The sequence below is a fragment of the Brevundimonas sp. DC300-4 genome, from assembly GCF_049897365.1.
Taxonomy (GTDB): Bacteria; Pseudomonadota; Alphaproteobacteria; order Caulobacterales; family Caulobacteraceae; genus Brevundimonas.
Map to the genome: position 1 here is coordinate 182,739 of NZ_JAFCWC010000002.1, position 11,799 is coordinate 194,537.

At 66.7% G+C, this 11,799-nt stretch carries 13 protein-coding genes and 1 tRNA gene; 4 read left to right on the top strand and 10 right to left on the bottom strand.

Annotation, left to right across the window (positions count from 1 at the left end; genetic code table 11):
* Position 1: 1 nt before the first annotated feature.
* Positions 2–1,759: a M1 family metallopeptidase gene (locus ACP7AZ_RS04355; RefSeq protein ID WP_426036425.1), complete on the bottom strand. Its 1,758-nt coding sequence runs from the start codon at positions 1,757–1,759 to the stop codon at positions 2–4.
* Positions 1,760–1,981: 222 nt separating this feature from the next.
* On the bottom strand, positions 1,982–2,278 hold the full coding sequence (gene rpmB / locus ACP7AZ_RS04360; RefSeq protein WP_303695109.1) for a 50S ribosomal protein L28: 297 nt from the start codon (positions 2,276–2,278) through the stop codon (positions 1,982–1,984).
* A 240-nt stretch (positions 2,279–2,518) separates the two neighbouring features.
* Here rpmB and ACP7AZ_RS04365 point away from each other — a divergent pair, with 240 nt between their 5' ends.
* Entirely contained in the window at positions 2,519–2,986 is a 468-nt protein-coding gene (locus ACP7AZ_RS04365) for a DUF3617 domain-containing protein (RefSeq protein ID WP_426036427.1), read from the top strand.
* 104 nt (positions 2,987–3,090) lie between these two features.
* Here ACP7AZ_RS04365 and ACP7AZ_RS04370 read toward each other — a convergent pair whose 3' ends face one another.
* Together ACP7AZ_RS04370 and fdxA are read right to left on the bottom strand one after the other, a co-directional pair.
* Positions 3,091–3,651, bottom strand: a complete 561-nt coding sequence (locus ACP7AZ_RS04370; RefSeq protein WP_303695111.1) for a CarD family transcriptional regulator — start codon at positions 3,649–3,651, stop codon at positions 3,091–3,093.
* 312 nt (positions 3,652–3,963) lie between these two features.
* A complete protein-coding gene (fdxA, locus tag ACP7AZ_RS04375) occupies positions 3,964–4,305 on the bottom strand; it encodes a ferredoxin FdxA (RefSeq protein WP_303695112.1) in 342 nt (113 codons plus the stop codon).
* 190 nt (positions 4,306–4,495) lie between these two features.
* Here fdxA and ACP7AZ_RS04380 point away from each other — a divergent pair, with 190 nt between their 5' ends.
* The gene (locus tag ACP7AZ_RS04380; protein WP_426036429.1) at positions 4,496–5,125 is read left to right on the top strand and encodes a YceI family protein; all 630 of its coding nucleotides are present in this window, start codon (positions 4,496–4,498) and stop codon (positions 5,123–5,125) included.
* Here ACP7AZ_RS04380 and ACP7AZ_RS04385 read toward each other — a convergent pair.
* The 4 genes from ACP7AZ_RS04385 to ACP7AZ_RS04400 all read right to left on the bottom strand — a co-directional run bounded on the left by ACP7AZ_RS04385 (position 5,115) and on the right by ACP7AZ_RS04400 (position 9,519).
* Complete coding sequence (locus ACP7AZ_RS04385) at positions 5,115–5,417, bottom strand: RNA-binding S4 domain-containing protein (protein ID WP_426036431.1); 303 nt, start codon at positions 5,415–5,417, stop codon at positions 5,115–5,117. The genes ACP7AZ_RS04380 and ACP7AZ_RS04385 overlap by 11 nt on opposite strands.
* Positions 5,418–5,453: 36 nt before the next feature.
* On the bottom strand, positions 5,454–7,937 hold the full coding sequence (locus tag ACP7AZ_RS04390; RefSeq protein WP_426036433.1) for a helicase-related protein: 2,484 nt from the start codon (positions 7,935–7,937) through the stop codon (positions 5,454–5,456).
* Positions 7,938–8,188: 251 nt separating this feature from the next.
* Positions 8,189–8,788 (bottom strand): 2-hydroxychromene-2-carboxylate isomerase, encoded by a 600-nt coding sequence (locus ACP7AZ_RS04395; RefSeq protein ID WP_426036435.1) that lies wholly within the window; start codon positions 8,786–8,788, stop codon positions 8,189–8,191.
* Positions 8,785–9,519, bottom strand: a complete 735-nt coding sequence (locus ACP7AZ_RS04400) for an SDR family NAD(P)-dependent oxidoreductase (RefSeq protein WP_426036437.1) — start codon at positions 9,517–9,519, stop codon at positions 8,785–8,787. Before ACP7AZ_RS04400 ends, ACP7AZ_RS04395 begins: the two co-directional genes overlap by 4 nt.
* A gap of 284 nt (positions 9,520–9,803) precedes the next feature.
* On the opposite strand from ACP7AZ_RS04400, the gene ACP7AZ_RS04405 reads away from it, so the two are divergent.
* A tRNA-Arg gene (locus ACP7AZ_RS04405) sits at positions 9,804–9,880 on the top strand.
* Between the two features lie 55 nt (positions 9,881–9,935).
* Here the strand turns inward: ACP7AZ_RS04405 and ACP7AZ_RS04410 are convergent.
* Complete coding sequence (locus tag ACP7AZ_RS04410) at positions 9,936–11,012, bottom strand: tyrosine-type recombinase/integrase (protein ID WP_426036439.1); 1,077 nt, start codon at positions 11,010–11,012, stop codon at positions 9,936–9,938.
* 5 nt (positions 11,013–11,017) lie between these two features.
* Complete coding sequence (locus tag ACP7AZ_RS04415; protein WP_426036441.1) at positions 11,018–11,209, bottom strand: hypothetical protein; 192 nt, start codon at positions 11,207–11,209, stop codon at positions 11,018–11,020.
* A 35-nt stretch (positions 11,210–11,244) separates the two neighbouring features.
* Between ACP7AZ_RS04415 and ACP7AZ_RS04420 the strand changes: the two genes are divergently transcribed.
* A complete protein-coding gene (locus ACP7AZ_RS04420) occupies positions 11,245–11,790 on the top strand; it encodes a hypothetical protein (protein ID WP_426036443.1) in 546 nt (181 codons plus the stop codon).
* Positions 11,791–11,799 lie beyond the last annotated feature (9 nt).

An 11,799-nucleotide genomic window follows, 5' to 3' on the forward strand; every position in this document is an offset into this window, starting at 1 on the left:
CTCAGCTGGCCGACCGCGCAAGCCGTTCGGCCGCGGCCCGCTCGCGTTCGGCGCGGTTCCAGGCCTGCCAGTCGTCGACCACGTCGAGCTGGCGCAGCAGCTTGTTCTGTGGATCGACCAGCAGGGTCGCGCCCGAGGGTACGGCGATCGTCGCGCGGCCATCCCGCATCGGCACGGTCTGGGTCACGCCGTCGACCTCGATCTCCACCGGCATCGGGAAGCCCGAGCCGCTCCCGGTGGTCCAGGACAGGGTCAGCCGGTCGCCCTCCCGGACCTGCGACAGGACCGGCAGGGCCGCCTGATACAGATAGGCGTCGAAGAACCAGTCGTAGTCCTGACCCGTCACCTGGTTGACGATGGCGTTCATCTCGCGCGTCGAACTGGTCCGGGGCGCGAAGTTGCCGGGTCGCGGATCGGGGCGGCCGTACACCAGACGGCGGATGACCTCGTAGAAGTCGTCGTCGCCGATCGTCATCCGCAGGGTGTGGGCGATCAGCGAACCCTTGGAATAGATGTCGCCGCCGGGGCCCTCAGAGCCGCCATAGACCTGGTTGACCGTGCGGTTGGTCTGCGAGACGACCGGGAAGGCGTTGACCAGACCCTCGCGCTGGCGCTGCAGCTCGGACTGCATGAACCGCTCGCCATGCAGATATCGGGCGTAGAGCGGCTGCATATAGCTGCCCAGCCCTTCGTGCAGCCACATGTCGTCGGCGTTACGGTTGGTCAGCTGGTTGGCGAACCACTCGTGGCTGAACTCGTGCTGCAGCAGGGTGTCGTAGCCGCGCGTCTCGATCTTGTAGGCATTGCCGTAGGCGTTGATCGTCTGGTGTTCCATGCCGAGATAGGGCGTCTCGACCACCCCCATCTTGGAGTCGCCGAACGGGTAGGGGCCGATGGTCGATTCGAAGAAATCCAGCATGGGCGCGAACTCGGCGAACAGTCTCGCGACCTTCGCCGGATCGTCGGACCGCAGGTGCCAGTAGTGCATCGGGATCGTGTTGCCGAACCGGCTCTGGTACGGGGCGGTGACCTCCTCATAGGGGCCGACGTTGATCATCCCGGCATAGATGTTCGGATGGGCGATGCTCCAGCTCCAGGTCTTCGTGCCGTCGGCGTTCCCGGTCACGCCCTTGAACACGCCGGGTCCCGGCGCCGAGACATTGCCCGGCGTGGTGATGTGCATGTCCAGCTGGCCGGGCTCGGCGTTGGAGTTGTCGATACAGGGCCAGACCAGGTCACAGCCGTTGAGCTGGACGGCTGACCCGATCCAGGGCTCGCCCGTCGGGGCCGTGGCCCAGACCCAGCCGCCGTTCCAGGGCGCACGTGGCGCGACACGGGGCTGGCCGGCATAGGCGATGGTCAGGGTGGGGGTGGCGCCCTCGGCCAGACCCGCCGGAACCTCTACGGTCAGACGGCCTTCGGGGTTGGACCAGCGATCGGCGGGCACGATCTCGCCGTCCAGCCGGATCTCGGAGATGGTGAAGAGGGTGTCCAGCTCGACCGCCAGACGCTGGATCGGCTGAAGCACGGTGAAGTCCAGCACGGCCACGCCGTCGATCGCCTTGTCCTCGGGCAGGATCTTGATCGACAGATCGGCCTTGTCGAAGCGGACGGCCTCCTGCTCCGGCGTGCGGGGATTGTCGGTTTCGAGCGTGAAGGCGGTCGGCTGGCGGGCGGGGGCGTCCTGGGCCGTCGCGGGAACCGACAGCATGCAGGCCAGGACGGCCATGCTCGCCGTACGCAGACTCGATCCGGCCATCAGCGTCTATCCCCGTCAGAATTCCTGTTCACCGTGCACCCCGGCGAAGGCCGGGGTCCAGATGGAAAAAGCGATCTCCGGGTTGCGGATGGTCTTTGATCCCGGCCGACGGCGTCCGCGATCTGGACCCCGGCCTTTGCCGGGGTGCACGGGGAGATATGCGGCAAAGAAAAAGGCCGGTGTTTCCACCGGCCTCGTTCAGAATTCGTGGTCCGTCAGGACTCAGGCGGCGGCTTGTTCAGCCAGCTTGGCCTTGATCTGACGCTTGATGCGCTGTGCCGTGATCGACAGCTGTTCGTCCTTGGCCTTGACGATGAAGGGGTCGAGGCCGCCCTTGAAGTCGAGCGTGCGCAGCGCGGCGTTCGAGATGCGCAGGCTGTACGACTGGCCCAGGGCCTCCGACGCCAGCTTGACCTTCTTGAGCGACGGCAGGAAGCGGCGCTTGGTCTTGATGTTCGAGTGGCTGACCGAGTGGCCGACCATCGGCCCGACACCGGTAAGTTCGCAACGACGCGACATCGTCTTATCCTTGAGGTGGCGCCGCTCCAAAGGAGAGAGGGCGCATGAAACAAATGCGCGCGAGGGAGGACCCCCGCGCGAGAGGGGGCCGTATAGAGGAACCGATCCCGCGCCGTCAAGGCTTCGAGGGCCAGATTGGACTCCCGGGCCGAGTCTTCGCGCCGGGACGTTCATGCGTCGTTCAATCGCCGCGTTTCAAAGCTTAGGTTATTCGGGACTGTCCCGAGGATGAGATCCACGATGACCCTGCCTTCCCTTCTGAGGCGCACTGTCGCCGTTGCCGCCCCTGCGATCGCAGGGGCCGTCCTGCTGGCCGCGCCTTCGTCTCCGTCGCAGGCCCAGGGGGCCGTCAGCGAGGTCCTGCCGGGCTACTGGGAGTATACGACCAGCGCCGTGGGTATCCGCAGCACCGAAACCAAATGCGTGCGGCCGTCGGAGATCAACCGCTTTTTCGGCGGCCTGTCGACGCGCCGCTGGCAGTGCGTCTATCCGACCCGCGTCGTCGGCGGCGGCACGGCGCGGTTCGAGGGGACCTGTACCGACCCGCGCGGACGGCGGGTAAACGTCCGCCTCGGCGGTTCGTACCAGCAGGAGAATTTCCGCTTCACCGGCGGCGCCCAGCTCGCGCGCGGCACGCCCTATCTGCCGGCCTCGATCACGGCGCGCCGCGTGGCGGCGGTCTGCCCGGCGGACGCTGAGTATTTCTGAGCAGAGACGCGGCCTTTCCCTCCCTCTCGGGGAAGGGAGACGAAAGAAGAAAGGCCCGGTGTTTCCACCGGGCCTTTCTCACATTCAGCAAATTCCCCGAGGGATTATGCGGCTTCAGCCTCTTCCTCGGCTTCCGCGGCTTCAGCAGCAGCGATGACGGCCTTCTTGGCGCTCAGCGACTTGGACAGCAGCTGGACGGCGGCGTCCTTGTCGATGCGGTTGGCGGCGGCGACTTCGCGAGCCATCCGGTCCAGGGCGGACTCATAGAGCTGGCGCTCCGAGTACGACTGTTCCGGCTGGCTGTCGGCGCGGTGCAGGTCGCGGACCACTTCGGCGATGGAGACCAGGTCGCCGGAGTTGATCTTGGCTTCGTATTCCTGGGCGCGGCGGCTCCACATAGTGCGCTTGATGCGCGCGCGGCCCTTCAGCGTCGTCAGGGCCTTTGTGACCACGTCGTCGGTGGCCAGCGAGCGCAGGCCGGCGGTCTTGGCCTTCTTGGTCGGGACGCGCAGGGTCATCTTCTCGTGGTCGAAGGTCACGACATAGACCTCCAGCGACATGCCGGCGATTTCCTGGACCTCGACCGCCGCGACCTTGCCGACGCCGTGCGCCGGATAGACGACTGCATCGCCAACCTTGAATTCCAGAACGCTCTTGGTGGTCATGTCATTCCTTTCCCGGACGCAGGGACAGGGCATCGAAGGCACGACGGACAATTGCTCCCGGACCGGCGACGGGGGTCGCCGATCGGAATGATGCAGTCGTCAGTCGTGGAAACGGATCACCCAACCTCTGGCCGACCCCGTCTTCATGGACGAGGTTCTGTCGCAAACGCGGGCGGCGCGCATGAAACGCAGACCGCCCGACCCAATGTGAAGGAAGATATCACAAAACGAGGCAATTTCAAAACGTCGCAAGCGTCCCTTGCGAAACCGGCGCTATTCCTGACCCGGAGCTTTATCGGCGGTCGGGAGCGTTCAGGAACCCTTGCCGGGCTTGGGCGAGAAATATTTCTCGAACTTGCCGGTCTCGCGTTCGAACTGTTCCTTGTCCGCGGGGGGCGTGCCCTTGACCGTGATATTGGGCCAGACCTTGGCGTATTCGGCGTTGACCTGAAGCCACTTGCCGTCGGGTTCGTCCTCGGTGTCGGGCACGATGGCGTCGACCGGGCACTCCGGTTCACAGACGCCACAGTCGATGCATTCGTCGGGCGCGATGACGAGGAAATTCTCGCCTTCATAGAAGCAGTCGACGGGGCAGACCTCGATGCAGTCCATGAACTTACATTTCACGCAGGCGTCGGTGACGATGTAGGTCATGGGCGGGCGGGGCTGACGTTCTTCGGGTTGGGCGGGAGAGGCCCGGCAGATGACCCCGCGAGGGTCCGCTGTCAACCGGAGCGACGGTTTGGCGGCTCTATCGCTTGCTTCTGCGCCAGGAGGCCTTATTTGTATCAGTATCGATTGCAGATAAGCCGTCGCCACCGCTGATCCTCCGGCGCCCGTCCTCATGTTGAACCGCCGCCTGCTCGCCCGCACCGCCGTCGCCGGAGCTCTGGTGCTCAGCCTTGTCGGCGGGGTCGTCACCGCCCAGACCGCCGCGACGCGCGTACCCGCCGAGGTCCAGGCCGGGACCTACAAGCTGGATCCGAGCCACGGGAAGATCACCTGGTCGATCAATCACCTCGGCTTCTCGACCTACCGGGGCCAGTTCACCAACGTCGTCGCCGACCTGACCATCGACCCGGCCAATCCGTCGGCCTCGACCCTGACAGCGAGCGTTCCACTGGCCGACGTCGACCCGGCTGACGACGCGCTGAAGGCCCACCTGCAGACACCGGATTTCTTCAACACGGCCGAGTTTCCGACCGCGACCTTCGTCGCCACCTCGGTCGTGGTGGATTCCGATGATGCGACCGAAGCCGACGTCACGGGCAACCTGACCCTGCACGGCGTGACGCGTCCGGTGACGCTGGAGGTCAAGTTTAACCAGGCCGGCCCGGCCATGGGCGGCGTCTACAAGGTCGGCTTCGACGGCGAGGCCACGATCAAGCGCTCCCAATTCGGCATCACTACCTATCTGCCCGCCCTGGGCGACGAGGTCGAACTCCACATCGAAGGCGAGTTCGTCAAGCAGTAGACGAGGTTTCCTCTCCGAGAGGGACGTAGAGGGCGCGGGCTTCCGCCGGAGGTCCGCGCCGTTCGCCCAGGGCCTCGATCCGGACGGCCGTGACCCGGCCGTCGAGGGCGAAGGTCAATTCGTCGCCCGGGTGGACGAGGCGGCTCGGTTTGTCGAGCCGGACCTGTTTGCCGTGATGGGTCAGCCGCACGGCGCCCCGCTCGACCAGATCGGCGGCCAGACCGCGAGTCCTGGCGAACCGGGCGCGCCACAGCCAGAGATCGACGCGGACGCTGTCGTCGCTGTCACTCATATCCACGCCTTCGCGGGGATGCCTGGAAGTCTGAAATCACGAGGCCGCGGCCTTCTTTCGCCTCGGCCGCTTGCGGCGGGCGGGCTGAGCGGGCGCGGTCAACTCGGCCAGTTTGGCGAAGGGCGAGTCCTTGATCACGACGGGGGTCTGGCCCTCGCGGTCTGGCATCCGGGCGCGGACGGTCTTGAGAGCGGTCCAGATGGCCTTGGCGTCGCCGATCGTCCAGCCGAGCGATTTCAGGGCCTCGTCGGACAGGTTCCCCCTGGTCTCGCGGCGGAGGTCCGAGGCGCGTTCGAGATCGTCGACCGGGACAGCCCAGCGGCCGGCCGCGCGGACGCCGAAGGCGGAGAGGGCGCGGGGCGACGGGGCGGCGCCGGGCAAGAGGGTCAGGCCCTCGGGCCTGGCGCGGAACGGTTCGGCGGCGGCAAAGGCCTGGGACAGGATCCTAGCTCGCGGCTTCAGGGTGCCGGGCAGCCAGACGGAATGGGTCCCGACGCGAATGGCGAAGGCCTTGATCGTGCGGCGCTCGACCTGGCTGAGGGCGGCGAGATCCCGTTCGACGTCGCGCCGGTCGATGACGCCCCCGGCCTCCAGCAGGCGGAAGGCTATGCCGCGCGGGAGGCCTTTCAGGGCGCCGGATTCGACGGCCTGTTTGAGGCGCCGCAGGTCTCGCAGCGCCCGTCCGGCTTCGGATGCCAGCCAGGCCTCGATGCGGCGCTGGGCCCGGTCGCGGGCGGCCTGGGGACCGAGGTCGCCCATCAGGCGCACGCGGGGACTGAACGGCTCTGTGTTGATGATCTTCGCGGCGAGCGCGCCCGACCACAGGACATCGCCTTCCGGCGTGACCGAGAAGGCGTCGTCGCCATCGCCGGCCAGCGCGCCGAGACGACGGGCGATCTCGGGGCCGACGGCGCGCAGGGCGGCGGTCTTAAGGGTGCGGTCGGCCAGGGCCGAGCCGCCCGAGGCAATGGCGAACCGCACGCCGTCCAGATGGCCGACCGCCTCTCCGTCGACGGTGACCACGCCGTCGTCGGCGACCTCGGCCATGGTCTGGGCGTGGTCGTGCAGCGACCGCATGAGGGCCGTCGTCTTGCGGTCCACGAAACGGGCGGTCAGCCTTTCGTGCAGGACATCCGACAGCCGGTCCTCCAGCGCCCTCGTGCGCTCGCGCCAGCCCTTCATCCCGTCCAGCCAGTCCGGCCGGTTTGCGATGTAGGACAGGGTGCGGACGCCTGCGAGCCGGGCCGACAGCTGGTCGATCTGGCCGTCGTCGCGGTCGACCTCGGCTAAGCGAGGCGCGAACCAGTCGTCGGTCAATCGGCCGCGCTTGCCGGTCAGGGCATGGAAGACGTCGCGCGACAGGCGGGCGTGTTCGTCCAGCGTCGTCTTCTGGAAGTCGGGCAGCTGGCAGGCTTCCCAGAGCCGCATGATGGTCCCGCGCGAACGGCTGATCCGCTTGACCTCATCGTCCTGCAGGGCGCGACGCAGAAGAGTCTCGTCCAGAGCCTGACCGGTCAGCTTCAGGCCGGAGACATTCGGCGGCTGGACCAGCGAGCGCAGGAGATCGGGCAGGGTGTCGAAGTCGAGGCGGGCGTTGCGCCACTCGATCGCCTGGATGGGGTCGAAGCGGTGCTCGACGACCTGTTCGACCAGATCCTCGTCCAGCTCCTCGGCCTCGCCGGTGACGCCGAAGGTGCCGTCGCGGATGTGGCGGCCGGCGCGGCCCGCGATCTGGGCGATCTCGTGGGCATGCAGCCAGCGGGTGCGGCGGCCGTCGAATTTGCGCATCCCGGCGAAGGCGACATGGTCGACGTCCATGTTCAGCCCCATGCCGATGGCGTCGGTGGCGACCAGGAAGTCGACCTCGCCCGACTGGAACAGGCCGACCTGGGCGTTGCGGGTGCGGGGGCTGAGCGAGCCCATGACCACGGCCGCGCCGCCGCGCTGGCGCCGGATCAGTTCGGCGATGGCGTAGACCTGCTCGGTGCTGAAGGCGACGATCGCGCTGCGCCGGGGCAGGCGGGTCAGCTTCTTGGACCCCGCATAGGTCAGGTTGGACAGCCGCTCGCGGGTGACGATCTCCAGATCGGGGATCAGCCTGCGCATCAGGGGCGCCATGGTGGAGGCGCCCAGGAACATGGTCTCGAACCGGCCCCGCGCATGAAGCAGGCGCTGGGTGAAGACGTGGCCGCGCTCCGGGTCGGCGGCCAGCTGGATCTCGTCGATGGCCAGGAACTCGACCTCGCGCTCCAGCGGCATGGCCTCGACCGTGCAGACCCAGAAATGGGGCCGGGCCGGGATGATCTTCTCTTCGCCGGTGATCAGGGCGACGGCATTGGCGCCGCGCTGTTTGACGATCCGTTCATAGATCTCGCGCGCCAGCAGCCGCAGCGGCAGGCCGATCATGCCCGACGCATGACCCAGCATCCGTTCGACCGCCAGATGGGTCTTGCCGGTATTGGTCGGCCCCAGCACCGCGACGACGCGGGATGGGGCGAGGCCGGTGGGGCGGTCGCTCATGGTCTTGATAAGGTGGCGATTCGGTGGGTCTTTCTCAAGACGTTCTTCCCTCTCCCCTTGCAGGAGAGGGAGCTCGCGCACGGCGGCGATAGCCGGGGTTCTGGAGCGATCGGGTGAGGGGTGACACCCGGCTTCGAAGTGCGTTCTGACTGGCCCCAATCGGTGAGGCCCTGCGTGACCCCTCACCCGCGGGCGCAAGGACGATCGCTGCGCTCTCGTGCGCCGCCTCCCTCTCCCGCAAGGGGAGAGGGCTAGGAAAGCATCGCCTCGATCTGGCCCAGCCGTTCCTTGCCGAAGAACATCTCGTCGCCGACGAAGAAGGTGGGGGCTCCGAAGGCGCCGCGTTCGACCGCGGCGGCCGTGTTGTCCGCCAGTTTCGCCTTCACCGCATCGGTCTGGGCCAGGGCGATCAGGCGTCCGGCGTCGAGACCGGCTTCTACCAGGACCGAGGACAGGACCTCCGGGTCGGACATGAGCAGGCCGCGCTCCCAGAAGCCGGCGAGGACCGCGTCGAGATAGCGGTCGAACTCGTCGCCGGGCGCGCAGGCGCAAAGGCCGCGCATGGCCAGCAAACTGTTGACCGGGAAATGCGGGTTCATCTGGAAATCCTCCAGCCCGTGCGCCTTCACGAAGCGGCGAATCTCCAGCATCTCATAGTCGAGCTTGCCCTTGATCCCGGCATAGGCGCTGAACGGCGCCTGGTTGCCTGTGGCCTTGAAGATGCCGCCCAGAAGACAGGGGATGACATTGATCGTCGCACCCGTGCGCCCGACCAGATCCGGCAGGGCGCGCTCGGCGAGATAGGCGTTGAGGCTGGCGAAGTCGAAGATGAAGTCGATGGTTCTGGTCACCAGTTTTCCTTCCATGGGCGCAGGTCGAGTTCGAAGGTCCAGGCGCTGCGTTGCTGGTTGTGCAGCCAGACGTAGTTTTTTGCGATCTCGTCGGGCTTCAGGATCGCGTCCTCGTCCAGCAGGGTCTGGATGTCGGGGGCGACGGAGCGGGCGAAGGTCCCGTCGATCATGCCATCGACGACGACGTGGGCGATGTGGAGACCCTCGGGTCCCATCTCGCGAGCCAGGCTCTGGGCCAATTGGCGCAGAGCCGCCTTGGCCCCCGCGAAGGCGGAGAAGCCTGCGCCGCCCCGGGTCGAGGCCGTGGCGCCGGTGAACAGGATCGATCCCTTGCCGAGCGGGCCCATGACGCGGGCCGCCTCCCGCCCCGTGAAGAACCCGGCGAAGGCGGCCATCTCCCAGACCTTGGAATAGACCTGGGCGGTGGTCTCGACGACCGGGAAGCGGACGTTGGCGCCGATGTTGAAGACGACGACCTGGAGCGGGCCGATGTCGGCCTCGATCCGGTCGACCAGGGCGATCATTTCGGCCTCGTTCCGGGCGTCGACGCCTAAGGCGTGGGCCTGACCGCCCCCGGCGCGGATCGAGTCGGCGAGCGCCTCCAGCTGTTCCAGATGCCGCGGGCGACGGGTGACGCAGACCGCGAGGCCTTCCCTGGCAAAGGCGCGCGCGATGGCCGCTCCGACGCCATCTCCGGCGCCGACGATCAGACAGGACGGGGTGGACGACATGACGATCTCCCGAGAGGAGAAGACCGTTTCATATCGAAACTAAGTCGTCAACGCGCCATGAGGCGGTCCGGGCATGGTGGCGCTTAACGGCAGACGACACTGGGGCGGAACAGGCGCGAAACGAATCAGGACCGAATCAGCGACACGGCCAGATTCGGGGTTTGTTCACCCCAAGATATTGTATCTTAAGACCGATTAACCACAAACTGATTTCGCGAGGACGCGGCGACTGTTGCCCCACGGGTTTACGGAGCGGGGCGCAACCCGCTAGGGACAGCGCGCGTGGCCCCGTAGCTCAGCCGGATAGAGCAAGGCTTTCCTAAAGCAGAGGTCGGGGGTTCGAGTCCCTCCGGGGTCGCCACTCCCCTTCGTTTCTTCAACCAAGTCAGTCCGCTAACACCGAAGTGTCTAACCGGTTAGACACCGGTCGTTCTGGTTTCGGACTTTTCGAGCGTGTCCATGGCGTCGTCGGCGAGGCCTACCTGGTTGGCCTCGGCCGTGTAACGGGCGACCTCGCCAAGGCTGGTGTGGCCCAGCACGGCGGCGATCTGTTTCTCGGTGCAACCGGCCTCGGCGAGGCGCCGGCCGGCGGACTTGCGCAGACCATGGGCCGACTTGCCCTTAAGGCCCGCCTGATCGCAGGTGATGCCGAACCAAGTCCCGAATCCAGCGACCGAGAATGGCTTGCCGTAGAGGGTGCGCAGCAGGGTCAGCTGGCCGTCGGCTTCGCCGGCGGCGGCGTGGAGCGCGATCTCCTGGGCGAGCTTCGGGTGGATCTTGATGCTGAGGCGGTGCGCCGTCTTCTGCTGAACCACGCTGATCCGGCCGCCCCGGATGTGCTGACGACCCATACGGACGACGTCGCTGCGGCGCTGGCCCGTGTAGAGGCACAGGGCTAAGGCGAGGCGCTCCCTTGAGCCCGAGGCCCAGTGCGCCTCGCACCGGGCGATCTGGTCGTCGTCCCAACCCTTGATCCCGCGATCCTTCCGGCGGGTGATCTCCGTCTCGGTGACGGGGTTGTCCTTGCGCCAGCCCAGGCGGACGGCGAGGCGGAATACGCGACGCAGGCGCTTGCGCAGATTGAAGGCGGCCTCGGGCGTCGTCGCCATGGTGTTGAAGATCGCCTCGATATGGTTCGTCTGGATGCTGAGGGCGCCCTTGTCGCCATGCCTGGCGCGGAAGCGATCGAGCTGGCCGCGATAGGCCCGGCGGGTGCTGTCGGCGAGCTGGATGAACTCGGGCGTCCGGTAGTACTCGATGATCAGGGCGTTGATGGATCGCGGCTGGACGCGGGCGGCGGCAGCGGCCTTGACCTGGTCGGCGGTCGACCGCGGAGCACGGGCGTCAGCCTCCGCATAGGCGGCCATGAACTCGGCCGTCCCGGGCGCGCCCGGCAGGGCGAGTGACGTCAGGCCCTTGCGCCGATAGTAGTAGCGCATCCGCCCGTGGCGATCCTTGTACGCCTTGACGTAGGCGATTTCGATCCTGGCCATGGGTTTCACTGCGTCAGTACCGAATCCCATTCGTTCCGACCGGCTGTCTCCGCGCTCTCGAGCCGCACCGGCTCGCCAATCAGCAGACGGAAGCCGCCTGCCCTTGGGAAGTCAATGCCGGCGATCGGCAGGCCGGCCTGCTTGGCTGCCTTCACCGCGCGCTGGATGTCGGAATGTGTGAAGGCGGCGGCGGGCATGGCTAGAATCTGAGGATCGTGAGAGCCTTCGCCGCATGGTCGAAGAACTTATTTGCTGGCTCGCAAAGCCAGGCTGGGAGGGCTGGAGTGCGATCGGCACGCTGGGTGCGGTCATCGTCGCTCTGTGGTCGAGCAACCACGGCGCTCGAGAGGCGAGGCAGCGAGATATCTCTGCCATGGTTGCCGTCTCTTCCGTCGCTAACGGCGTGGAAGACCTGCTCATGGGTAGTCGGACGCGCCTGGGCATCACCGGCATTGCCCATGAAGCTCGACTTTTCAGTGAGTTTGCGCCGATGCAGATGGCGAGCAGCACTCTCGCAAACTTCGACATCGCTCGCTTGTCCGAACGCGCGGTCATGGACCAACTTCTGATCGTTCGATCTCAGATCGCCATGGTGGAGGCGACCGCCAAGCGAGCGCACGACGGAATCGTTGCGGAGGAAAGCTATGCCTTGATCCTTCAGACGGCGATAGAAACCGTCGGGGCGGCGAGTGAAGCCCTCCGCGTCGCCTGTTTGCGCAAGCGATTTCCGATAACTGGCTGGTATCGTGAGCGGCGAGGTGACGCGAACAAGGGCTGAAACTTCGCA